This window comes from Roseovarius litoreus, assembly GCF_900142765.1.
Taxonomy (GTDB): domain Bacteria; phylum Pseudomonadota; class Alphaproteobacteria; order Rhodobacterales; family Rhodobacteraceae; genus Roseovarius; species Roseovarius litoreus.
In genome coordinates this window covers 258,246-282,236 of record NZ_FRCB01000002.1, presented here as the reverse complement: position 1 = coordinate 282,236, position 23,991 = coordinate 258,246, and the positions used below count along the sequence as shown (strand labels likewise).

Sequence of the window (23,991 nt, the reverse complement as noted above, 5' to 3'; positions counted from 1 at the left end):
TTGATACCCGATTATTCCACCAGCTCGATTTCGAGACCGATATCAGCATACCAGTCCGCAATTTCGCGGATTTCGCTATCGGACAACGACTGCGCCATGGGCGTCATGATGTCGTGCTGACGTTTGCCGGTACGAAACGCCTTGAGTTGCGTGTCGATATAGATGTTTGCCTCGCCTGCTAGGTTGGGCACATCTTCTGCGACATGCAGCCCGTCGGCACCGTGACAGGCCACGCATTGTTCGGGCGCTGCCGAGGGGTCCTGCGTCAGGGAGACCTGAACCCGGTGTCCCGAATACCATGCCGCCAGGTCCGCGATTTGCTGATCACTGAGCATTTTGGCCACGATCGACATCATCTCGTGCTCACGCGTACCATCCCGAAAAGCGGTCAGCTGGGCGCGAATATAGCTGGCAGGCTCGCCCCCGATATGGGGCGCGATCGGGATCTGGGCATACCCCTCAAGACCATGACAGGTCCGGCATTGACTTGCCAGTTTACGGCCTGCATCCCGGTCACCGATGTCTTCTGCATGGGCACCCCCGGCGAGCATGAGCCCGCCGAGGATTGTCATCACCGCAGCCTTCATTCCGCAGGCTTGGGGTTGTAGGCGATCCGCCAGATCGCACCGGCAAAATCGTCAGAAACCAGCATCGATCCATCCGGCAGGAACTCGATGTCCATCGGACGACCGCGATATTCGCCAGTGCTTTCGTCAAGCCATCCGTCTGCGAACACCTGCGCCCCCATGGCATTGCCCGTTTCCGGATCAAGCGCTGTGAACATCACGCGCGCGCCAACCGGAGTGGTGCGGTTCCACGACCCGTGCTGCGCCCAGAAGATGCCGCCATGATACTCCTCGGGGAAGCTCTTATCGTGATAGAACCGCATGCCAAGATCGGCCGCGTGGGCGGTCAATTCAAGCTGAGGCTCGACGAACTCCACACCCTCGGGGCGCGGTGCATCGGCCTCCGAGACGATCTCGATTCGTGAATTCGTCCAGGGGAACCCGAAATGCTGCCCGGCAGCGGTTTGACGGTTCAACTCGCCGGGGGGGATATCGTCTCCCATGCCGTCGACCTGGTTGTCGGTCCACCAAAGCTCGCCTGTTGCGGGGTTGAAGTCTTGCCCAACCGAGTTCCGCACGCCGCGGGTATAGACCTCGCGGCCCGTACCATCAGTATTGATGCGGATGATGCCACCGATGCCGATTTCATCATACATCTCGATCTTCTCGACAGGCTGCACATTGTAGGGCTGACCGAGCGAGATATAGAGCTTCCCATCTGGTCCGATATCACAGACACGCGCCGTGTGGTTGAAGCTTTCTTCTTCTACCGGAACCAGCTCACCCTGGGGGACGACGACACCGACTGCCGGGTCTGGCCCTTCGAAAAAGAACTCTGCCGCGGGGAACACAAGCACACGGTTGCGCTCGGCGATGTAGAGAAAGCCGTCAGGTGAAAAGCAGGGACCGTTGGGGATGTCGAAGGTGATCGATGGTGCAAAGTCCATCACCTGGTCCGCCACCCGGTCACGGTCGCGATCGACAATCGACCACACCTTGTCTTTCCGCGTACCTGCAAAAAGAACCGTTCCCTGCGGCGCCATGGCCATCGAGCGCGCATCCGGCACAACGGCATAGAGACTTGCTTCGAATCCATCGGGCAGGTTGATTTGCTCAGCGATTTTCTTGAGCGCCTCCGCCCTATCCCCTTCCTGATCGACGAACGTGAATGTCGCGCCCGTCTTTTGCATATTTGTAAGTTTGTCCATATTGTCTTGGGCCATTGCCGGTCCAACCAGCATCGTTCCAAGCAGAAGGCTCGTAAGCATCTTCTGGTGCATCATATTTCCTCCCATGATCTTCACGGGATCGTTTGACGATCTTGCGCCGTCCACCCCGTGATCAGCAATCATCACTTGAGTTTTGATCACCTGTCAACTTTTTTGACCAATTTGCAGGGGTGCGCCGATTTTGGCTTGGCCGCATCCCTGCACAGCTTCGGCATCTGCGCGCGGGTCGGTTGAGTGATATCACCGCCGCGCCAGCGCCGCGTGCAAGCCGTTTCTGTCAATCGGGCGACGCCACGACCCACGGGGCTGCGATTGCGATCTGCACCACGTCAGCGATCCTCAGCCCGCGCAGTCCAACCGTAATCGACATAGTCCCAGTCGATCCGATCCCCCCTCAGGGTGATCGAGTTGAACCCTTCCGCCGTTTCGAAATACGCGCCGTTCCACCAATTTCCGCACACGGCCCCACCGGTCAGAAAGGTGGTGCCGCGCCAATGCAAGGCCTCGGTGACATGGAGATGCCCCTGAAGCACAAGGATCAGATTGTGATCCGCGAAAAGCTTCAGAACCTCGGTATTGTTGATCACCACACGGTTGGGCGGCGCCTCAAAGGTGGCGCCCCGGGTTGCGCCGAAGAACGACGTCAGAAGCGGCATGTGGAGGACAAGCACGATCGGGGTAGCCGCGTGTATGGACGACAGCAACTCCCGGAGCCATGCGATTTGCTCGGATGACACCCAGCCATGGTACTGGTGCGTGTCATCGGACACGCGCAGGGAATCAAGCAAGATGAAGCGATAGCCAAGCGCGTCGAACGTGCCATGACTTTGCCTCAGGCCAAGGCGCTGTTTGAAGTCCCGGCGCGGGTCGGCCAGCGCGTCAGAACCGTCCGATGGCCGCACGCCCACGAGATCGTGGTTCCCGATCACCGCGTGATGCTCGGCCTCGATCGCGCGCACCATATCCATGTAGGCGTCCCATCGCGGTGCCGCCTGCTCGGGACGTAAGCTGGCACCGCCCGCGATCAGATCACCACCGCACAGGACCAAATCCGCCCTTTGCGCATTGATCGCCATGGCAGCCATCGCCAGTGCGTGGGATGTCTCGGCCGTGCCGTCGGCATGAATGTCCGTGTAAAAAACCAGCCGAAGGTCCCCCCTGTCAGAGCCCCGAATGCGCCATGACGTGCCCGCAAGGCCTGGCGACCCGATCAGGCTGCCTCCTGCAGCGATCGCCTTCAGAAAACCGCGTCGCGACATTCCCGACATCATCCGACCCCGCGCTGGCGCAATGCCCGTGTGCAGGCGTACCCCCCAAAAAGGAAGGCACCCACAGCTCCTGCGAACAGCAACGCCATCTGCATTGGGCTGAACCGGACGATCAGGTGTTTGCTGACCGCGCTGTGGTAAGGCTTCGAGAGGTCGGCGGCCGCCTTCACATCAGCTTCGTTCTGGGCGGACCATTCATAACTGGAGCCGCGGATCACCCCGCCGAAATAGTCCTGAAGAATGCGATTTTCCCAGTATGCCGTCGCGAAATAACGCGCTTGCCTGTCGCGTTGCTCGGTGTTCGAGGCCCGCCTCATATGGCTGTCTCGTCTGACCAGATGAACCCTTGCCTCGTGCAGAAAAGGATCCGCCAGAGGCGAATAGAGCGTAAGAAATTCCTGATACCTTTCCCGCTCGCGATACTGGTCGAGTATGCGCCTGCCCTCGTCTGCGCGCTCCATTGACGCGCGGCGCAGATCTTCGACTTTCAGCCTCGAGCGAAAAAAACCATTGGTCGCATCGCCATGAAGATACCCGTACTCGACCATGATGCTGCGATCCGGATCGATCCCCCCCAGCCCCGGCACATTGGACGCGTACCAAGCGATCCGATCCGGGGTGTTTTGCAGGCAAAGGCCCAGATAACCCAGCATGACCGCGCTGAGATAGCAAAGGCGTCTCACGCTCACCAAATCAGGCCAGCCTGAAATCATCCTTGGCCGAACGCCCGCCGCGATGCCGATCTGCACCAGCACCACGGCCTTCATGTTCAGCACGATATCTCTCAGGTCGAAGTAACGCCCGGGCACCAGCCACTGCAGGGTTTCGTCCATCATCCCCACCAGCGTTCCCACGATCGCGGCGGCCAGATAGATGCTGTAATCACGGACCCGATGGCTGAAGGCCCGGAAAAGCAGAAGCGACAGAACACCGTATTGAACATAGTGTATCGCTTCTTCCGGGTTGCCATCCGCAAGGCCGAACGTGAGGTAGATCACCAGACCCGCGATGCCGAAAAGCCAGACAAATGACGACAGCGACCACCGCCTGCGCGTGGCGTAAAGCGCCGAAACCGCCGCCAGAAGGACGCAGGCCGCAACGACATAGGTAAAGACCTCGCTTCCCCATCGCTGCTTCACGAACGTAACCCCGTAACGCACGAACGGAATGGTCACGAATGTCAGCGCGGACCAGAGCACCACATAGCCCCAGGACAGGGCGGCGCGTTCTTTGGGGGGATGGTCTAACATAATGGACTGAAGGTCGAACTCACATCGGGAAAAGGTCAGTCAAAAAAGATGCCGGAGCATGTCCAGCCTGAAACTGTCTCAGATCGGGAAAGGCGTGTCGTCGGATGCCGCCCTTGCCGGTTTTCGAATGTCGTCTTTGATATGGCAAAAGCGTACCCAGCCAGACCAGGTGTGGCAAGTGAAACCGGTCGCGCGATGGCAGTCGCGTTGGCAGGCGCTTTGCCAACCAAGGGGTAACATCACGACAGGCGATCATGGTCTCGCGGCAGCCCGGCTGCGCCCTTGTTCGCTTTGCGCCAACTTATGCCGCGGCGCATCGGAGCGCGGTATACCTCACCGATAGCGCGCCACGATCCGCGTCAGGTTGACCCGCGCACTCAACCGCGCCGCCAGAAGATAGGTGCCCGCGACCTTGCGCTGCACCAAAAGCGTATCCGTGGCCGGCACATGCCAGAACTCACGCTCGGTGCCGATCTCAAGCCCCATGTCGCGCAGCCGGATCGCCAGATCGCTGGTGCCGAAATCAAAGGGCGCATCGTGGCGCAGCGCCTCCATGCCGGTATCCATCATCGCGAAGATCACATCCCGATGATGCGCCGGCGTGCCCGCATCGAAAAGACGCAGCTCCAAAGCGGCGGCCTCGGCCCGCGCGCGGTCGCGTACCAGCCCTGCGGTCATCAACCGGTGAAACGCCCCGCGCAACTCCGGCGAGAACCAGCGCGCCGCGCCAAAATCCAGCAACACCACCTGCCCCGTGCGCGCATCATATCGATAATTGGCGAAATTCGGATCGGTCTGCATCGCGCCGAACTCGAACAGCTCGCGCAGCACCAGATCGATCAGCAGACCCGCCACCCGGTCCCGCAACTCTTGCGGCGCCTCGGTCAATCCGGCGATGGGACGGCTGTCCATGTAGTCCATCGCCAGCACATTGGGCGTGCACAGCGCCTCGTGCCGGCGCGGCACCAGAAAATCGGCGGAACTAGACAGAAACCCGCCGAACGCCTCCAGCGCATCGGCCTCGCGCAGATAATCCGCCTCTTCATGCAGCTGGCGCTTGGCATCCTCCATCAGCGGGCGCAGATCCAGCCCGCGCGGCACAGCGCCGGAATAGCGCATCAGCGCACTGACATTGTCCACGTCGCTGTCGATCGCCGCACGGATGCCGGGATACTGCACCTTGATCGCCAGATCCTGCCCCTCGCGGGTGCGCGCCCGATGCACCTGACCGATCGAGGCCGCCGCGATCGGGCGCACATCGAACCGCTCGAACCGGCGCAACCAATCGCGGCCCCATTCCGCATCCAGCACGCGGCGCAACTGTTTGGGCGGCATGGGATCTGCGTCTTCGCGCAGCCGGTCAAGGATCGCGGCGATCTCGGGTGGCAGCACATCACCAGCATCCATCGACAAAAGCTGGCCCACCTTCATCGCCGCCCCGCGCATTCGCGACAGCTCCTGCGCGACGCGCCTTGCATTGGCCGGGGTCATCAAGAGATCGGCGGCGCGCGGGCGGCGTCCGGCGGCCATGTGCTGCACACCACTGGCCAGCATGCCACCCGCGATACCCCCGGCCATGCCCCCCATCCGCAACAGCCGTGCCACACGGCCCGATGGCACGGCCAAACCGCGCCCGTCATCGGAAGCAGCACTATCAGGGCGCCAGACCGCAGGAGGATCGGAGGGTTGGCTCAATGTCGCATCCTTGGCTCGAAAGCTTCTGCCCCACAAAGGCGAGCGTTTTTTATCTTGCCCTTCCAGATAGGCGCATCCGGTCGTTTGCCCAGAAAGAAATTCCCGAGGCGTGGCAAGGCGATACCCGGATCCCGACCGGCAAACAGCGCGCATGGGGCGGTATTGTCGCTCTGTCCCGCCATCAGCGGACTATTGTTAAGACTCAGTAGCACGTGTACCATCGTATGCTGGTGAAGGAGAAAACCATGGATGATAACGGGAACGTCATCCTTGATTTGGACCTCTTCGCGCAAACAACCGAACTCTTCGAGCGCAAGAAGAGCAGTTTTGCGGCAGAGGTTCTGCAAGGGCTCGCACATAGCGTCATCAGCAAAGCTGTCAGCCTGACCGCATCCACACCGGTCGGCGACAAATACATCGCCCCGGCCGAGCGCCTCGAGCTGTTCTGCACCCATCTGCTCAACGACGATCCGGACGCAGCATTGGCCCTGATCCAGAAAGAGCGCCGTGACGGTCTGAGCGCGCGCGACATCTATTTCGGATATATCTCGGGCTCGGCGCAACGGCTTGGCCGGATGTGGGAAGAGGACGAAGCGTCCTTTTCCCAAGTCACCAGCGCCTCGGGCTATCTCTATGCGCTGATGCGTGCGCTGCGCCCCGTGAGCCGGGATGCCACACCCGGCGCACCGGGTCGAAAACATGCGTTATTCTGCACCGTTCCCGGCGAGAATCACAGCCTCGGCGTCAGCATGGCGGCCGATCTCTTCCGGCGGCAGGGCTGGGATATCGATCTGAAACTCGGCCTCAGCCATAACGAATTGCTGGATCAGATCGCGGTCGGCAAGCCGGAAATCGTGGGCCTGTCCTTCAGCAACCCCGAACGGCTCAGCGATCTGACGCAGCTTTGTGTCTCGATCCGACTGTCGCTGCCCCATACGCTGATCGTGGTCGCGGGGCCCGGGGTGGTCGACCCGGACCAACTGCAGCAGGTGACCGATGTGGATATGGTGTTCACCGATGTGGACGAGGCCGAACAGCAACTCGCTCGTCTGATGCATATGCGCGGACGCGATTGACAGCCCCGGCACGCCACGGCGCCGGGTCGATGAACCCTAGCCCAGGCAGCGGTCCAGAAAATCCAGAACCGGCGGCGTGAAACGCCCCGGTTGCTCGAGCAGCCCCAGATGGCGCAGCCCCGGCACGATCACCGTCTCGGCGCCTTCGATCTCCGAGGCGATGGCATGGCTCATGGCCGGGGTCGATCCGCTGTCCTGCTCGCAGGTCATCACGAGCGTCGGATGGGTGATGGGCGGTTGGGGGCGGATCAACTCCGTCACGCCTTCCGCCAGCACCCGGCGATGCGCAGCATAGCTGGCAGGATCGCTGGCCAGAACCGTTGCGCGAACTTCATCCACCAAGTCACTGGAATTATTTTTGAATTCCGGTGTGAACCAACGCTCAAGCGCGGCCTCTATCGTTGCCGCCGGCCCGCCTGTGCTGCTGTCGCGAGCGCTGGCCTCGACCATTTTCTGTGCCTGGTGGTCGCGCTCATGCGGCGAGTTGAGGATCGCCAACCCCGCCACCCGCTCGGGATGATCCATCGCGCAGCGCCGGTTGATCATGCCGCCAAGCGAAAAGCCCACCAATGCCGCGCGCGCAATGCCGAGCGCGTCCATCAGACCGATCACCTGCGCGCTCAGCGCGCTGAGACTCACCGGCCCCTCCGGCGGGGCCGTCTCGCCATGTCCCGGCAGATCATAGCTCAGCACCCGGTAGCGCTTGGCCAGAACCGGCGCGATCGCCCGCCACGTCACCCCCCGCGCAAGGCCAAGCCCATGGATCAGCACCACCACCGGCGCGCCCTCGGGACCGGTCAGGTCATAGGCCGTGCCCTGCCCCGTCACCGCCATTCAGACCCCCGCCGGATTGTCGACATCATGCCCCATCTCGCGCAGATCGGCATAGCGGTCGCCGATCCGGTGGTTGGGATGCCCGCCGACCGACCCGCCAAGCGCCACGATGATCTCGTCATCGGCGGGCGCGTCGGGCACACAGGTATGGATCGTCTGGTAATGCGAACGCCGCCCGCCATCATCCTTGTCCATCAGCGGGATCATCAGCGCACAACCCGCCGCCCCCCGGGTATTCGAAAACGCCAGATAGCTTTTCGCCTTGATCGCCTCGCGCAGCTGATTGCCGAACCAAAGCGTATGGGTCAGCGCCTGTGCGTGCTCGATCTCGCCGCCCATGCCGACGACGCTGGCCTTGCCGCAGCCTTCCAGCGCCTCGCCCGTCTCCTTCAGCAGCATATCGGTAAGCAATCGGCCCAGTTCGGGACCGTGCTCGCGCACCTCGGGGCCAAGATCCTCGACATGGCCGCGCCCGAACCACGGATTGCGGATGATCGCCATCGCAGTCACCAACCGTGTCGGCTCGGCCACCTTTTTCCAGCCTTCCAGATAGGTCGTCTGCGTCAGCGTCAGGGTGCGTCTGATTTCAACCGGCATCCACCAGCTCCTTTTGTGCGAATTCGGGCATCACCCGGTCAATGAACAGCGCCAGCGAGCGCTTCTGCTGCGCCATGTCCATACCCATCGAGGCATAATAGACAAAGGCATCCACCCCGATTTGCTCATACATGCGCAGCTTTCGGGCCACCTCTTCGGGACGCCCGAACATCAGGTTTTCCTCCAGCATCTCGGGATCGACCCGCACATTGCCATCCAGCTCCTCCAGCGGCACAGGCTCGGGGAATCCGTTGATGACCTCGCCTTTCTGCATCATCAGGTTCCCGAACTGGCCCAGCACACCCCGCACCGATGCGATGGCGCCCTCCCGGTCTTCCTCGGTCTCGTAGACCGCCGCGTGGCGCATCACCGCCCATGACCCGTCATAACGCCCGCCATTGCGCTCGATCGACGCATCCAGCCGCGCGCGATAGGCCTCGGCCTCGGAAAACGGCATGGTCAGCGGCCAACTCAGGATGTTGCAGCCATGCTCGACCGCGTAATCGAAGGTGATCGGCGCGCGTGCCGCCACCCAGACCGGCACCTGCGCCTGCAGCGGCTTGGGACAGGACGTGGCCGTCGGAAATTGCCAGAACTCGCCGTCATGGGCATAATCGCCCGCCCACAGCTTTTGCACCACCGGCAGCATTTCCTGCATGTAGCGCCAGCTGTCGCGCTGATCGAGCCCCGGCTTCATCCGGTCGAATTCGCGCTGATACGCGCCCGATCCGATGCCGAATTCCAGCCGCCCGTTGCTGGTCAGGTCCAGAAACGCCGCCTCACCCGCCAGGTTGATCGGATGCCAATAGGCCGCATTCACCACGCCCACGCCAAGCCGGATATTGGGCGCGTGCTCGCCCCACCATGTCAGGATCTGGAACGGGTTGGGCGCAATCGTCATCTCCAGCGCGTGATGCTCTGCCGCCCAAACGATCTCGAAGCCGGCCGCGTCGGCCATGCGGACCATATCGAGCGTGTGATCGCGCACCGCGATCATGTCGGTCTCGGGCGTCATCCGCTCGAGATTGATGGCAAGATGAAACTTCATGTCGCTTTGCTCCTCATCGCATCTGGAACGGGTTGGCCACAGGATCGTCCGAGCTGTTCATCCAGACGGTCTTGGGCCGGGTGTAATCATAAACCGCCTGAAAGCCGCTTTCGCGACCATAGCCCGAGGCTTTCATCCCCCCGAACTCGGCCACCGGCGAGATGGCGCGATAGGTATTGACCCAGACGATGCCCGCCCGCACAGCACGGCTCATGCGCAGGGCGCGGGCGCCGTCACGGGTGAAAATGCCCGCCGCCAGCCCGTGTTCGGTGTCATTGGCCAGCGCCAGCGCCTCTGCTTCCGTGCGAAACCGCAGCACGCACAGAACCGGGCCGAAAAGCTCGGTATCCACGATCTCCATGTCGGGACGCGGGCAATCTATGATGGTGGGCTGAAAGAACTGCCCGCCCGCGCCCTCGGCGCGCTTTCCGCCGCAAAGCACCCTGCCGCCCTCTTCGACCGCGCGGGCGATCTGCGCCTCGATCGTCTCGATCTGCCCCCTGGTGCAGAGCGGACCCATTTCGGTCTCCTCCGACATCGGATCCCCGATGCGGATCCCCGTCGCAAGCCGGATCATCCGCTCGAGAAAGGCATCCGCCACATCCTCATGCACGATCAGCCGCGAGCCCGCGACGCAGCTTTGTCCCGAGGCTCCGAAAATGCCCGCCACCGCGCCATTCACCGCGCTTTCAAGATCGGCATCCTCGAACACGATGACCGGCGACTTGCCCCCAAGTTCCAGACTGACCTCCGCAAAATTTCGGGTTGAATTCATCAGCACATGCCGCGCCGCCACCGGCCCTCCGGTGAACGAGATCCGCGCCACCAGCGGATGCTCCGTCAGCGCCTTGCCGCAAGGATCGCCATGGCCGGTCACGATGTTGACCACCCCATCGGGAATGCCCGCCTCGGCGATCAGCGCGCCGAACTCGAGGATCACCGCCGGCGCATGTTCCGAGGTTTTCAGAACCACCGTATTGCCCGCCGCCAGCGCCGGCCCGATCTTGACCGCCGTCAGAAACAGCTGGCTGTTCCACGGCACGACCGCCGCCACCACACCCAAAGGTTCGCGCTGCGTGAACACGAACATATCGGGCTTGTCGATGGGCAGCGTCTCGCCACTGATCTTGTCGGCGGCCCCTGCATAGAAATGCAGGAACTCGCTGATATATTTCGCCTGCCACCGGGTTTCGCGGAACATCTTGCCGGTGTCGCGCGTCTCGGTCTCGCCCAGGGCCTCGGACCGTTCGGCCAGCAGATCGGCCAGACGGCGCAGGCAATGCCCCCTCTGGCTTGGCGTCATGCTGGACCATGGCCCCTCATAGCAGGCCCGGTGTGCCGCGCGCACAGCGCGGTCCACATCTTCGGCCGTGGCCTCGGGCACCCTCGCCCAGACCTCGCCCGTGGCCGGGTTGCGGGTCTCGAACGTCGCCCCGTCCGACGCCGGAACCCAGGCGCCATTGATCAGCATGTCATAGGTCTTGGTCATCCTGCCTGCCCCCTTATCGCGCCGCCTGGCATGCGGCCTCGGCGGCCTGCGGCACCACCCGGTGATAGCAGCCCTCGCGCCATGCCAGCGGCTTGGCGCCGCCCTCGATCACGTCACCGACCTGCCCGATCACGATCAGATGCGTGCCCGACAGGACGGATTGCTGCACAGTGCAGGAAAATCCCGTCGCCCCGTCGATCAGCGGCGCAGTGCCCGGCTTGCCGTGACACTCGATTCCCGAAAACCGGTCCCCGATCCAGGCATCATGCCGGCCCGCGAAACGATCCGCGATCTCGGCGCTGGTCTCAGGCAGCACATTGACGCAGAACCGTCCATTCGTGGTGACCGCGCGCGCGATCCGGCTGTCGGCATGCAGACAGACCAGCACCGTGGGCGGATCGGCTGAAACCGATGAAAAGGCACTCACCGTGGCGCCATGGCGCCCCGCCAGCCCATCCGTCGTCACCACCGTGACCGAGGCCGCAACCCCGCGCATCGCCTCGATGAACCGCGCGCGCGGCACCAGATCGTTTTTCATGTCCTGCATTCCTCATCCCTTCCGCATTTCCAAAGCCCCGGAAGGCATGCGCGAAGCTGACACAGAAGTTCACTTGTTCAAAATGAATTGTTTTGCTCTACAAATGCAAAATATTCGAATTGAGGTTCCCATGAACATCACCTCCCTGCGCACCTTTCTGGCCATCGTCGATACCGGCAGTCTTGTCCGGGCCTCGCAACAGCTCAACGTCACGCAATCCACCGTCACCGCGCGCTTGCGCACGCTGGAAGAAGAGCTGGGCCAGCAATTGCTGAACCGTCAGAAATCCGGCGCCACGCTCACCCCCGCAGGCACCAAGCTGCTGCGCTATGCGCGCATCATCACCGGGCTGTGGCGTCAGGCGCGCTATGAAACCGGCCTGCCCGCCGGGCTCAGTTCGGTCTGCACCTTCGGCTGCGACCGCGAGCTGTGGCACGGGCCGGGCCGGGCGTTTTTCGACGGAGTCGTGTCAGGCCATCCCGAAATGGCCGTCTCGGTGCAACAGGGATCGGCCCGCGATCTCGAGGAATGGCTGGCCTCGGGGCTGGTCGATGTGATCCTGACCTACGATTCGGTCGCGCGCGGCCCTCAGACCGTGCATGCCCTGCCGCCCGAGGAACTCGTGCTCTACTCCGACCGGCCCGGCAGCTCGATCAAGGCCGATCCCCAGTATGTCTTTGTCGATCACGGCGAAGACTATCGCCGCAGCCATGGTGAAAGCTATCACGACGCCGGCATCGCACGGATCAGCTTCGACAGCTCATGGTGGGCGCTGCAATTTCTGCTGGACCGGGGCGGCTCGGCCTATCTGCCGCGCGCCCTGGCATCGCCGCATGTGGCCGAGGGGCGGCTTCATGAACTCACCGAGGCGCCGGTCTACACCCGCAAGAAATACCTGATCGTCAACGACACCGCCGCACTGAGCTGGGACTGGTTCGCGCCGCTGGTCGCACAGCTGTCGCAACCCGCCTGACCGCAACGGCCATCGGTCCGCAATCGGGTGACTTTTCCGGTTGCATCGGTCGTTTTTCTTCTAAAGCGTTCCGCCTTTAACCTGAGGCATCAGCTGAAGGCGGAACGCGTGCAACGATTGAACAGAGCACTGCATTTCGCGAAAATCTGTGATTCAAGTTTTTCGCGAAACGCTTTAGAGGTGCGGCATGGGTTTGTAACACTATTGTAAAACCCTACGTGCAACCCGGTCGCATCAGGCAGGTGATCTTGGCGGAATACGATTACATCATCATCGGCGCAGGTTCGGCCGGTTGCGTTCTGGCCGACCGTCTCAGCGCCTCGGGTCGCCACAAGGTCCTGCTGCTCGAAGCCGGGGGACGCGGGCGCAGCCCCTGGATCGCGCTGCCCTTGGGCTATGGCAAAAGCTTCTATGACCCACGGGTGAACTGGAAATACCAGACCCAGCCGGATGACGCACTCGACGGGCGCGCAGGCTACTGGCCGCGCGGCAAATGCGTCGGCGGATCGGGGGCGATCAACGCGATGGTCTATGCGCGCGGCCTGCCCCATGATTTCGACGACTGGGAAGCGGCGGGCGCGACGGGCTGGGGCTGGGACAGCGTCGCCCCGGTGTATGAGTCACTGGAGACGCAAGTCTCCCATGACGGCTCCCGCCACGGCTCAGGCCCGATCCATGTGCAGGACGTGTCCGACCAGATCCACCCGGTCAATCGCCATTTCTTCGACGCCACAGCCCAGCTTGGCCTGCCGCGCACCGACGATCTGAACGGCCCCTTGCCCGAAGGCGCCGCCGCCTACCGGATCAACACCTCCGGCGGGATGCGCCATTCCTCGGCCCGCGCCTGCCTGGCACCTGCGCTGCGCCGGCCCAACCTGCGGCTGGTGACCGGCGCGCTGGTCGAGCGGATCGGCTTTGACGGAACATGTGCCATCAGCGTCACCTACCGCCACGGCGACCGCTCCCATACGCTGCGCGCCGGCGCCGAGATCCTCCTCAGCGCGGGCAGCGTCACCTCGCCCCGGATTTTGCAACTGTCAGGCATCGGACCTTCGGAGATCCTCGGACAGCATGGCATCACCCCGCTGATCGACGCACCGCATGTGGGCGCCAACCTGCAGGACCATCTGGGCATCAGCTATTATTTCAAGGCCACGGAACCCACGCTCAACAACCAGCTCGCCCCGTTCCACGGCAAGGTTCTGGCAGCGCTGCGCTATGCGCTCACCCGGCGCGGGCCTCTGGCGCTGTCGGTCAATCAATGCGGCGGGTATTTCCGCTCGCAAAGCGGCCTCGATCGCCCCGACCAGCAGCTTTATTTCAACCCGGTGACCTATACCACCGCCCCCGAGGGCACCCGCACCGTGATCCGCCCCGATCCCTTTCCGGGCTTCATCCTCGGCTTTCAGCCCACCCGCCCCACCAGCCGCGGCCGGATCGACATCAGCGCGCCGGACCCGTCCGCCCCCCCTCTGATCCGCCCCAATTCTCTGGCCACGGACGAGGACCGCGCTCAGGTCATCGCCGGCGGCAGGCTCTGTCAGTCGTTCCTTGCCACCTCTGCGCTGCGCGGGCTGGTCGCCTCGGCCATGGGAGCTGACCTGCGCGAGATGGATGATGCCGCGATCCTTGCCGATTTCCGTGCGCGATGCGGCACGGTCTTTCATCCGGTGGGCACCTGCCGGATGGGCCGCGATGCCGCGCAATCGGTGGTGGATCCGCGTCTGCGGGTGCATGGGATCGCAGGGCTACGGGTGGTGGATGCCTCGGTCTTTCCCAACCTGACCTCCGCCAATACCAACGCGCCCACCATGATGCTCGCGCATCGGGCCGCCGACCTGATCCTCGAAGATGCCCGCGCGCCCTGAGCGGGCACGCGCCTTAACCGCTCACTCGGGCGTGTCGCTGCGCACCGGCGGGTCGTCATAGATCGACCAGCCATAGTCCCGGCCCGTCTCGGGCAGGTCCGTGGGGCGCGTATTGGCCTGCAGATAGGTCTTGGCGATGAAATTCGCGCTGATCGGCGCCGTCAGGAACAGGAACAGCGTGATCATCAGCTCGTGAAACGAGAAATCCCCTTTCACGAGAAAGAAATACAGCATCGACGCGATCAACACGCCCCCCACCCCAAGCGTGGTCGCCTTGGTCGGCGCGTGCAGCCGCTGCATGGTTTCCGTCAGCTTGATCATGCCGAAGGATCCGACGATCCCGAAAAGCCCCGCGATCACGAGGAAAAAGGCGATCACACCCTCGATGATGATGCTCGTTTCCATGGTCCTGCCCTCCTCACTCGATGATGTCGCCGCGCAGCACGAAGCGGCAATAGGCGACCGTCGACACGAACCCCACCATCGCCACGAGCATCGACGCCTCGTAATAGACCGCCGTGCCCTGCCAGATGCCGTAAAGGATCAACAGCGCGATGATATTGATGACCATCGTATCCAGCGCCAGGATCCGATCCGCCGAATCCGGCCCCGTCGCGATACGCCACAGGTTCAACACAAGGCCAAGGCCGAAACAGGCGAAGGCAAAGGTAAGCGCCATGGTAATCATTGGAAAATCTCCATCAGACGGCGTTCATAGCGGCTCTTGATCTGGTCGCGCACGCCATCGGGGTCATCGGTATGCAGGCAATGCACCAGCAGGCTGCCGCTGTCCGCCGACAGCATCGCCGACACGGTCCCCGGCGTCATGGTGATCGTACCCGCCAGAACCGTGATCGCCTCGGGCGACGTCAGCTCGAGCGGCACCATGATCCATTGCGACCGCAGATCGCGGTTGCGCTTGAACAGGATGATCAGCGCCACCTCGACATTGGCCACGACAATGTCCCACAGCACGATCAGCACATATTCGATGATCTTCAGGGGGTTCTTCACCTTGGCACGGTGCGGCCAGTAAGGCGCGGTCAGGATCGGGACGACCACACCAAGGATCGCACCAAGCAGCACATTGCCCGGCGTCACCTTGTTGACCAGCGCCAGCCAGATCAGGGTCAGCGCCACGCTCAGCAGAGGATGCGGAAAGATGAACCGGATCATTGCCCTGCCTCCCCTTGGCCGCCAAGCACAGCCGAAACATAGCCCGCCGGATCGAACAACTGCCCCGATGCCGCCTCGAGATACTGCGCCACAGGCCCAGCCCCCGCCGCCAGAACCACCAGCATCGCAAGCGCCAGCACCGTCGGCGCCACTTCCATCGCCCCAGCGGGGCGTTTCGCGGCATCCTCCCCAGCGGGGCGTCTTGCGGCATCCGCTTCGGCGTTGGGCTCGGCGGCGGCGTCAGCCTCTTCGCTGGCGTCCGGCGCCATGGCCGTGGCCTTCCAGAACAGGATGCTGCCCGCCCGCGCAAAGCCCACGATGGTCACGAGCGAGCCCACAAGGATCGCGACCCATGCGGTTACCATCTCGGGCGTCGGTTTCATCGCATCGAGGATCATCAGCTTGCCCAGAAACCCGCTCAGCGGCGGCATCCCGGCCATGCCGATCGCGCCGGCAAAGAACAGCGCCGCGAAAAGCCCGTTCTGCACCGTGGGCGGCTCGGCCCTCAGCAGATCGCCGCCCTGTCGCCGCGACACCACCAGATCCGCCAGCAGGAACAGCGCCGCCGCCGAAAAGGTGGAATGCACCAGGTAATAGAGCGCCGAGGTCATCGCATAGGGCGTGAACGCCGCCACCGCGATCATCATCGTACCCATCGACCCCACGACCGCAAAGGACAAGAGCGGCATCAGGCGCCGCGCGCCCAGAACCCCCACGGCCCCCACCGCCAGCGTGATCACGGCAGCAGGCATCAGCCACGTCGCCGTCAGCCCGTCGGTCACCGCCACATCGGGGCCGAAGACGATCGTGTGCACCCGGATGATCGCATAAGCGCCCACCTTGGTCATGATCGCAAACAGCGCCGCCACCGGCGCGGGCGCGTTGGAATAGGTCGCAGGCAGCCAGAACTGCACCGGGAAAAGTGCCGCCTTGATCGCGAAGACCATCATCAGCAGCACGGCGGCAACCCGCACCAATGCGGCATCCTCCACCGGCAGCGCGCGGACCTTCTCCGCCAGATCGGCGATGTTCAGCGTGCCGGTGGCCGCATAGACCGTACCAAGCGCGAACAGGAACAGGGTCGAGCCGGCAAGGTTCATCACCACGTATTGCAGCCCCGCCTTCATCCGCACCCGGCCACCGCTATGGATCATCAGGCCATACGAGGCGATCAGCAGAACCTCGAAGAACACGAAGAGGTTGAACGCATCCCCCGTCAGGAACGCGCCCATCACGCCCATCAGCTGGAACTGGAAGAGCGCATGGAAATGCCGCCCCCGCGCGTCCCAGCCCGTTGCAGTGGCATGCAGCAGCACCACGATCGCCAGAAGCGCCGTGAGCAGCAACATCACCGCCGCCAGACGGTCCAGCACCAGCACGATCCCGAAGGGCGCGGGCCAGTTGCCAAGCTCATAGACAAAGGTCTCGCCGCCCGCGGCCATCACCGTCAGACCGACCGAGATCGCCAAAAGCGCGATGGTCCCCGCGAACGAGGCCGCCCGCGCCAGACCGATGTCGTGGCGCATGACAAAACCGATGATCGGGGCAAGCAGCGCCGGCAGGATGACCGGCGCGATGATCCAATGCGTCATGCTCCGGTTTCCTTCTTCGCTGTCGTCTCCGCCTGCGCCTCTTCGTCGGGCTCAAGGTCGATCCGGTCGTCATCGGCCTCGAGATACGCGCCAAGCGCCACCATCACCAGAACGGCGGTCATCCCGAACGAGATCACGATCGCCGTCAGCACCAGAGCCTGCGGCAGCGGATCGGTATAGCTCGCCTCGCCATAAAGCTGCAGGACGGGTGGCGCGTTGATCGCAAGCCGCCCCGTCGCGAACAGGAACACGTTCACCGCATAAGACAGCAGCGCCAGCCCAAGGATCACCGGAAAGGCGCGCAGCCGCAGGATCAGATAGACCCCGCCCGCCGTCAGCACGCCCACCGAACTCGCCACGACAAGTTCCATCTTATTCCGCCTCCGGCTTTTTGTCCTGGACCCGCAAGGACGGATCGTAATCCATGGGCTCGACATTCACCGTCTCGCCCGCATGGCGCGCGATGCGCGACAGGCTGTAGAGCATCAGCATCACCGACCCGAGCACCGTCAGGAACACGCCCAGATCGAAGGCAAAGGCCGATCCCAGCCCGAACTTCTCGATCAGCGGCAGCTGGATATAGCCATAGATGCTGGTCAGGAAGGGCGCGCCGCCCAGCCATGCGCCCACACCCGTCAGACCCGCGATCAACGCGCCCCAGCCGATCATCGAATGATACTCCATCCGCTGCCGGCCTTGTGTCCAGGCAAAGCCCGACGCCATGTACTGCATCAAAAGCGCGATCGAGATCACCAGCCCCGCCACGAAGCCGCCGCCCGGCTGGTTATGGCCACGCAGGAAGATATAGACGCCCACCATCACCACGATCGGCAGCATGGCGCGGGTCGCCACCACCATCATCAGCGGGTGCCGGTCCCGCGAGCGGTCCGGCGGCACGGGTGCGGCCTTCAGCTTGCGCCCCGCAGGCCCGTTCAGCAGCGCCTCCATCAGCGCATAGATCGTCAGGCCCGCGATCCCCAGCACGATGATCTCGCCATACGTGTCATAGCCCCGGAAATCCACGAGGATCACGTTGACCACATTGGTGCCGCCACCGCCGGTATAGGAATTGTCCAGATGGAAGGTCGAGATCGACGAGAAATCGCGCATCAGGAACGTCATCGCCAACGCCGCGACCCCGCCGCCCGCCGCCACCGCGATCACCCCGTCGCGCAGACGGTGCCGCGCCGTGCTTTCCTTGGGCGTGGTCTTGGGCAGGAAATACAGCGCCAGAAGCAGCAGCATGATCGTCACCGTCTCGACCGAGATCTGCGTCAGCGCCAGATCTGGCGCGGAAAGATACACGAACCCGCTCGCCACCATCAGACCGATCACCCCGATCAGCACCAGCGCCCGGAACCGGTTGCGATGGTTGATGACCACCAGCGCCGTCGCCACGATCAGCAAGAGCCACCCCGCAGCCGCCACAGGCGGAATGGGCAACAGCTCGCGCGTGGGCGGGCTCATCCGCCCCCCCGTGAAGGCCGCATAGCCAAGCGCCAGCGTCGCCGCCACGAAAATCGCCAGATACCGGCTCATCGACCCGTTATGCAGACCCTCGGTCACCCGGCGCGTCACCGCCACCAGACTGTCCACCAGCGCATCGAAGATCGCCTTGGCCTCGGGGCGCGGCGCAGCCAGCCATGCCCGGTCCAGCGGACGGTGCAGCGCCAGAAGGATCAGGCCGCCCACGACCGCGATCACCGACATCACCAGCGCCATGTTCACGCCATGCCAGATCTTGAGCGAATAATACGGCAACTCGCCCCCCGTCACCGCGGCACCCGCCATCGCCACAACCGGCCCCACCAGCTTGGGATAGATACCGATCAGGACCACCATCACCACCAGCAGCGCGGGCGCGGCCCACATGCCAAAGGGCGGATCATGCGGCTTTGCGGGGTAATCGTCGCGCTTCGGCCCGAAAAAGACATGCACGATGAAGCGGAACGAATAGGCCACCGACAAGAGCGCCCCAAGCGTGGCCAGCGCGGGCACCGCCCATTCGCTCCCGGCCCATGCCGTGTCCGAGGCCGCGTCCAGCATCATTTCCTTCGACAGGAAGCCATTGAAGAACGGAATACCCGCCATCGACAGCGCCGCCGCCGTGCCGATCAGCGCGGTGATCGGCATCAGATGCCGCAACCCGCCAAGCCGCTTGATATCGCGGGTATGCGTCTCGTGATCGACGATCCCGGCAGTCATGAACAACGCCGCCTTGAAGGTCAGGTGATTGATGATGTGAAACACCGCAACCACCGCGGCGAATTTCGTTCCGAACCCCAGAAGCATGGTCAAAAGGCCCAGATGACTGACCGTTGAAAACGCCAGAAGCGCCTTCAGATCATCCTTGAACAGGGCGATCAGCGCGCCAAGCACCATTGTGATCAGCCCCGTGGTGCTCACGATATAGAACCACGCATCGGTCCCCGACAGCACCGGCCACATGCGCGCCATCAGGAACACGCCCGCCTTCACCATCGTGGCCGAATGCAGATAGGCCGAGACCGGCGTCGGCGCGGCCATCGCATGCGGCAACCAGAAATGGAACGGGAACTGCGCCGATTTGGTGAACGCCCCCAGCAGAATCAGGATCAGCGCCGGCAGATACCATTCCGACGCCCGGATCGCATCGCCCTGCTGCAAAATATCCGTCAGGTTATAGCTGCCCGCGATAGTGCCGAGGATCAGCATCCCCCCGATCATCGCCAAGCCGCCCGCGCCGGTCACCGCAAGCGCCATCCGCGCGCCTTGCCGGCCTTCGGGCAGATGCTTCCAATAGCCGATCAGCAGGAAGGACGAGAGGCTCGTCAACTCCCAGAAGATCAGCAAAAGCAGGATGTTATCGGACAGAACGATGCCCAGCATCGCGCCCTGGAACAGCAAGAGATACGTATAGAACTGCCCCATCGGGTCTTCGCTGGCGAGGTAAAAGCGCGCGTAAAGCGTGATCAGCAAGCCCACGCCAAGGATCATCATCGCAAACAGCAGGCCCAGACCGTCCAGAAAGAAACTCGCCGTCAGGCCCAGTTGCGGCAGCCACGCGATCTCGGCGGTCAGCACCTCGCCGCGCAACACCGCGGGCGTCATCGTGCCCAGCATGACGATCGCCGCGATGGTCGGCACGGCGGTGAAACTGGCGCAGGCCGTGCGCCCCGCACGGATCATCAGACCCGGAACAAGCGCCCCCAGAAAGGGCAAAAGCGCAATGATAGGTAAAAGACTGCCGCCGTTGCTCATGTCTGCCCCGTTCTAAACGTTCGTCGCGCGTTCTGAAAGCAAGGTCGCCACATGATCTCGGCCATGTCTCATACCTGCCCCTGTTGGTCCGGTCGTTCTGGGCCATCGAAACGACCCATACGCCAGCGTTTCTTATAGATTTTGTCAGATTGGCGTCAAGTCAAGGCGGCGCCCGAAGTTTATGCTGCGTCAAAAGATACACCTGCCCCCAAAAGGGGACGGTACAGACGGCGATCTTCTCGTTCCGCACCGGGCCAAGCCCGCATCGCATGGCATCTTGTCAGTAATTGCCCGCCACGTATTTCGCGATGGCAGCGCCGCGCGAATTCACGTCCAGCTTCTGATAGATCGCCTTGAGGTAATACTTGACCGTATTCTCGCTCAGCCCCAGCCGGGCGGAGATCTGGAAATTGGTCAGCCCGTCCACCAGCAGCGCCAGAATCTCATGCTCGCGCCGCGACAGCGTGTCCGTATTGTCCGAGGTCAGCCGCTTGAGGATATCCGACGGCACGATCGAATGCCCCTCCACCAGCTTGCCGAGGATCTTCGGCAGGCTGGTCAGGATCTGGCTCATCATGCAGACCGAATTGGCGCCCTGCTTGATCGCGGTGCGAATGAAGGCGAACTCGGTCTCGTCGGCCACCACCACGACCATCACATCGGGGTAATCCTTGCGCACCTGCTCCAGCACCTGCGTCAGATCGCCATCCGCCAGCCGCACGCCGAGGATCAGGATGGTCTTGCCCTGCGCCGCCGCAAGAAGCTTCTTCAGACTGGCCTTGTCGGTCGCGAACGCCCCGAGGCTGACCTCGGGGATCTGCGCCACGAGCGAGCCGATACCCTGACAGACGATCACCTGCCGGTCGGCCACGATGACGTTGGGCGCAGCTTGCGCGTCAGGGGCGTCGGCCACCCCCTCCAAGGGCGCCTCCGCGATGGGTTGTGTCTCCTCCATCTGACGATCTTACACCAGCTCGGACAAAATCCCATGCATTGAATTGCGACATTTCACCGTCAGAAACCGATGATTTTAAACAGAAATTCGGCATACCAAGGCATACCCTGCCGAATCCTTCCCTTGCGTCACCCAATCGGGTGGCCGCCCCCTACCCGTTCGGTGGCGCGGCTCCGCCTTCGGTCCGCTTGACCATTCCTTCGGGCATATCGCGGCAGGGATCCTGCGCCGATACATAGGTCAATCATCATTCGGAGAGACCCCATGAACGGCTATCAGCACCTTTTCATTCCCGGGCCGACCAATGTGCCCGAGCCCGTCCGCCAGTCGATGAACATCCCCATGGAAGACATGCGCGCGCCCGATTTCGGCGATTTCGTGAGCGGCCTTCTGAGCGACCTCAAGAAAGTCTACCGCCTGCAGAACGGCCGCGTCTTCGTGTTCCCCGCCTCGGGCACCGGCGCCTGGGAATCGGCCATTTCCAACACGCTCAACACCGGCGACAAGGTTCTGATGTCGCGTTTCGGGCAGTTCTCGCTTCTCTGGGTCGACATGGCCGAACGGCTGGGCCTCGATGTCGATGTCTGTGACGTGGAATGGGGCAAGGGCGTCCCGGTCGAAGACTATGCCGCCAAGCTGCGCGCCGACAAATCCCACCAGATCAAGGCCGTCTTCGCCACCCAGAACGAAACCGCGACCGGCGTGACCTCGGATATCGCCGCCATCCGCCGCGCCCTCGATGACGCGGGCCACCCCGCGATGCTCTTCGTCGACGGCGTCAGCTCCATCGCCTCGATCGAATTCGAAATGGAAGCCTGGGGCGTCGATCTCGCCGTCTCCGGCTCTCAGAAAGGCTTCATGCTGCCCGCGGGCCTCGGCATCCTCGGCGTCTCCGACAAGGCTCTGGCCGCCCATGCAAAGGCCACCATGCCGCGCTGCTATTTCAGCTTCGAGGACATGATAAAGCTCAACGACACCGGCTATTTCCCCTATACCCCCGCAACCCAGCTTCTGCGCGGTCTGCGCTGTTCTCTGGATCTTCTGCTCGAGGCGGGCATGGAAACCGTCTGGGCGCGCCACAAGCGCCTGGCCCAGGGCGTGCGCGCCGCCGTCGCCGCCTGGGACGGCTGCGAGCTGGTCGCGCGTGGCCCCGAATGGCACTCCGATACCGTCTCCGCGATCTATGCGCCGCCCGGCATCGACGCGCGCGACGTGATCTCGACCGCCTATTACAAATACCAGACCTCGCTCGGCTCGGGTCTCAACAAGCTGGCGGGCCGCGCCTTCCGCATCGGGCATCTGGGCTCGCTCAATCCGGTGATGCTCTGCTCGGCGATCTCGGCCGCCGAAATGTCCCTGCGCGACGCCGGCGCCCAGATCGTGCCCGGCTCGGGCGTGGCCGCCGCTCAGGAGCATTTCCGCGTCACCACCCCGGACATGATGCAGCACACCACCTCCAAGGCCGCCTGAGCGCATGACCAGACCAAAGGTTCTCGTCACCCGCGCCTGGCCCGCGGACACCGAAACCCGTCTCGGCCAACTGGCCGAGACGACATTGCGTCACCCCGACACGCCGATGACCGCCGACGAGTTCATGGCGGCGGCCACCATCTATGACGCGATCCTGCCCACCGTCTCGGATACCATCCCCGCGGCCTTCTACCCCGCCGCCGCAGGCCGGGTGAAACTGCTGGCCAACTATGGCGTGGGCTACAATCACATCGACATCGCCGCCGCCCGCGCCGCCGGCATCGCGGTCACCAACACCCCCGGCGTGCTGACCGATTGCACCGCCGATCTGGCCATGGGGCTTCTGCTGGCCGCAGCCCGCCGCATCGGCGAGGGCGAACGCGAACTGCGGGCCGGTCAATGGTCCGGCTGGCGCCCCACCCATATGATCGGGCGCAAGGTGGCGGGCGCCACCCTGGGCATCGTCGGCTTCGGCCGCATCGGTCAGGCCATGGCCCGCCGCGCCCATCACGGCTTCGGCATGAAGATCGTCGTCTACAACCGCTCGCCCGTCGATCAGGACACTTTGCGCGCCTATCACGCGATCCAGCCCGACACCTTGCACGAGGTCGCGGCCCGGTCCGACATCCTGTCGCTGCATTGCCCCGGCGGCGCCGAGACGCGCCACCTGATCGACGCGGGCGTGTTCGCGGCGATGAAACCCGGCGCCCTTCTGGTGAATACCGCGCGCGGCGACGTGGTCGACGAAGACGCGCTCTTCGCCGCGCTCGACAGCGGCCATCTGGGCGGCGCGGGTCTCGATGTGTTCCAGAACGAACCCGCCCTCGATCCGCGCTTTCTCGCCCATGAAAATTGTGTGCTCGCCCCGCATCTGGGCAGCGCCACCGACGCCACCCGCTCGGCCATGGGCCACAAGGCCATCGACAATCTCGTGGCGGTCCTGCGCGGCGATACCCCGCCCGATCTTGTCACCGCCTGAGCCCTCCCCATGACCCTCCCCATGACCTGCCCCATACCCCTCCGCAACCCAAAGGTGATCCACCCCCGCCACGGCCTGCCCGGTTCACCACGGCATCCCGCCGCCCCCGCACCGGGTAGGGCCGCCCTACCCGATCAGGCCCGGCCCC

22 protein-coding genes are annotated in these 23,991 nt (G+C 63.5%); 5 read left to right on the top strand and 17 right to left on the bottom strand.

Features of this window, described 5'->3' with window-relative positions; genetic code table 11:
• Positions 1-11: 11 nt before the first annotated feature.
• The 5 genes from F3H35_RS05590 to F3H35_RS05570 form a co-directional block, all read right to left on the bottom strand.
• A complete protein-coding gene (locus F3H35_RS05590) occupies positions 12-587 on the bottom strand; it encodes a c-type cytochrome (protein ID WP_188129878.1) in 576 nt (191 codons plus the stop codon).
• The gene (locus F3H35_RS05585) at positions 584-1,849 is read right to left on the bottom strand and encodes a PQQ-dependent sugar dehydrogenase (protein WP_149778623.1); all 1,266 of its coding nucleotides are present in this window, start codon (positions 1,847-1,849) and stop codon (positions 584-586) included. The genes F3H35_RS05590 and F3H35_RS05585 overlap by 4 nt, the downstream gene beginning before the upstream one ends.
• A 275-nt stretch (positions 1,850-2,124) precedes the next feature.
• The gene (locus F3H35_RS05580) at positions 2,125-3,054 is read right to left on the bottom strand and encodes a metallophosphoesterase family protein (protein ID WP_188129877.1); all 930 of its coding nucleotides are present in this window, start codon (positions 3,052-3,054) and stop codon (positions 2,125-2,127) included.
• Between the two features lie 8 nt (positions 3,055-3,062).
• Positions 3,063-4,313 (bottom strand): VanZ family protein, encoded by a 1,251-nt coding sequence (locus F3H35_RS05575; RefSeq protein WP_149778622.1) that lies wholly within the window; start codon positions 4,311-4,313, stop codon positions 3,063-3,065.
• 333 nt (positions 4,314-4,646) lie between these two features.
• A complete protein-coding gene (locus F3H35_RS05570; RefSeq protein WP_223228315.1) occupies positions 4,647-6,008 on the bottom strand; it encodes an ABC1 kinase family protein in 1,362 nt (453 codons plus the stop codon).
• 245 nt (positions 6,009-6,253) lie between these two features.
• Here F3H35_RS05570 and F3H35_RS05565 point away from each other — a divergent pair, with 245 nt between their 5' ends.
• Positions 6,254-7,084, top strand: a complete 831-nt coding sequence (locus F3H35_RS05565) for a cobalamin B12-binding domain-containing protein (RefSeq protein WP_188129876.1) — start codon at positions 6,254-6,256, stop codon at positions 7,082-7,084.
• Positions 7,085-7,120: 36 nt separating this feature from the next.
• Here F3H35_RS05565 and F3H35_RS05560 read toward each other — a convergent pair whose 3' ends face one another.
• The 5 genes from F3H35_RS05560 to F3H35_RS05540 are packed head-to-tail and all read right to left on the bottom strand — an operon-like array spanning position 7,121 to position 11,590.
• A complete protein-coding gene (locus F3H35_RS05560; RefSeq protein ID WP_149778620.1) occupies positions 7,121-7,918 on the bottom strand; it encodes an alpha/beta fold hydrolase in 798 nt (265 codons plus the stop codon).
• Entirely contained in the window at positions 7,919-8,515 is a 597-nt protein-coding gene (locus tag F3H35_RS05555) for an amino acid synthesis family protein (protein ID WP_007815061.1), read from the bottom strand.
• Positions 8,505-9,563 (bottom strand): LLM class flavin-dependent oxidoreductase, encoded by a 1,059-nt coding sequence (locus F3H35_RS05550; protein WP_149778619.1) that lies wholly within the window; start codon positions 9,561-9,563, stop codon positions 8,505-8,507. The genes F3H35_RS05555 and F3H35_RS05550 overlap by 11 nt, the downstream gene beginning before the upstream one ends.
• Positions 9,564-9,576: 13 nt before the next feature.
• Entirely contained in the window at positions 9,577-11,052 is a 1,476-nt protein-coding gene (locus F3H35_RS05545) for an aldehyde dehydrogenase (protein ID WP_149778618.1), read from the bottom strand.
• A 13-nt stretch (positions 11,053-11,065) separates the two neighbouring features.
• Positions 11,066-11,590, bottom strand: coding sequence for a flavin reductase family protein (locus F3H35_RS05540; RefSeq protein ID WP_317510551.1), 525 nt, complete (start codon positions 11,588-11,590; stop codon positions 11,066-11,068).
• Positions 11,591-11,720: 130 nt separating this feature from the next.
• Between F3H35_RS05540 and F3H35_RS05535 the strand changes: the two genes are divergently transcribed.
• Together F3H35_RS05535 and F3H35_RS05530 are read left to right on the top strand one after the other, a co-directional pair.
• On the top strand, positions 11,721-12,563 hold the full coding sequence (locus F3H35_RS05535) for a LysR family transcriptional regulator (protein ID WP_149778616.1): 843 nt from the start codon (positions 11,721-11,723) through the stop codon (positions 12,561-12,563).
• Positions 12,564-12,811: 248 nt separating this feature from the next.
• Entirely contained in the window at positions 12,812-14,431 is a 1,620-nt protein-coding gene (locus tag F3H35_RS05530) for a GMC family oxidoreductase (protein ID WP_149778809.1), read from the top strand.
• Between the two features lie 21 nt (positions 14,432-14,452).
• Here F3H35_RS05530 and F3H35_RS05525 read toward each other — a convergent pair whose 3' ends face one another.
• The 7 genes from F3H35_RS05525 to F3H35_RS05495 form a co-directional block, all read right to left on the bottom strand.
• Positions 14,453-14,836 carry a Na+/H+ antiporter subunit G gene (locus F3H35_RS05525; RefSeq protein ID WP_149778615.1) on the bottom strand — a complete coding sequence of 128 codons (384 nt, stop codon included), beginning with the start codon at positions 14,834-14,836 and terminating at the stop codon, positions 14,453-14,455.
• Positions 14,837-14,849: 13 nt separating this feature from the next.
• Complete coding sequence (locus F3H35_RS05520) at positions 14,850-15,119, bottom strand: K+/H+ antiporter subunit F (RefSeq protein WP_007815051.1); 270 nt, start codon at positions 15,117-15,119, stop codon at positions 14,850-14,852.
• Complete coding sequence (locus tag F3H35_RS05515) at positions 15,116-15,607, bottom strand: Na+/H+ antiporter subunit E (RefSeq protein ID WP_149778614.1); 492 nt, start codon at positions 15,605-15,607, stop codon at positions 15,116-15,118. Before F3H35_RS05515 ends, F3H35_RS05520 begins: the two co-directional genes overlap by 4 nt.
• Positions 15,604-17,199, bottom strand: coding sequence for a monovalent cation/H+ antiporter subunit D (locus tag F3H35_RS05510; RefSeq protein WP_149778613.1), 1,596 nt, complete (start codon positions 17,197-17,199; stop codon positions 15,604-15,606). Before F3H35_RS05510 ends, F3H35_RS05515 begins: the two co-directional genes overlap by 4 nt.
• A complete protein-coding gene (locus F3H35_RS05505; protein WP_149778612.1) occupies positions 17,196-17,570 on the bottom strand; it encodes a Na+/H+ antiporter subunit C in 375 nt (124 codons plus the stop codon). Before F3H35_RS05505 ends, F3H35_RS05510 begins: the two co-directional genes overlap by 4 nt.
• Position 17,571: 1 nt before the next feature.
• Complete coding sequence (locus F3H35_RS05500; RefSeq protein WP_149778611.1) at positions 17,572-20,439, bottom strand: monovalent cation/H+ antiporter subunit A; 2,868 nt, start codon at positions 20,437-20,439, stop codon at positions 17,572-17,574.
• A 280-nt stretch (positions 20,440-20,719) separates the two neighbouring features.
• Complete coding sequence (locus tag F3H35_RS05495) at positions 20,720-21,394, bottom strand: helix-turn-helix transcriptional regulator (protein ID WP_149778610.1); 675 nt, start codon at positions 21,392-21,394, stop codon at positions 20,720-20,722.
• Between the two features lie 264 nt (positions 21,395-21,658).
• Between F3H35_RS05495 and F3H35_RS05490 the strand changes: the two genes are divergently transcribed.
• Both F3H35_RS05490 and F3H35_RS05485 read left to right on the top strand, forming a co-directional pair.
• Complete coding sequence (locus F3H35_RS05490) at positions 21,659-22,864, top strand: aminotransferase class V-fold PLP-dependent enzyme (RefSeq protein ID WP_149778609.1); 1,206 nt, start codon at positions 21,659-21,661, stop codon at positions 22,862-22,864.
• Positions 22,865-22,868: 4 nt separating this feature from the next.
• The gene (locus F3H35_RS05485) at positions 22,869-23,843 is read left to right on the top strand and encodes a 2-hydroxyacid dehydrogenase (RefSeq protein ID WP_149778608.1); all 975 of its coding nucleotides are present in this window, start codon (positions 22,869-22,871) and stop codon (positions 23,841-23,843) included.
• Positions 23,844-23,991: the final 148 nt, after the last annotated feature.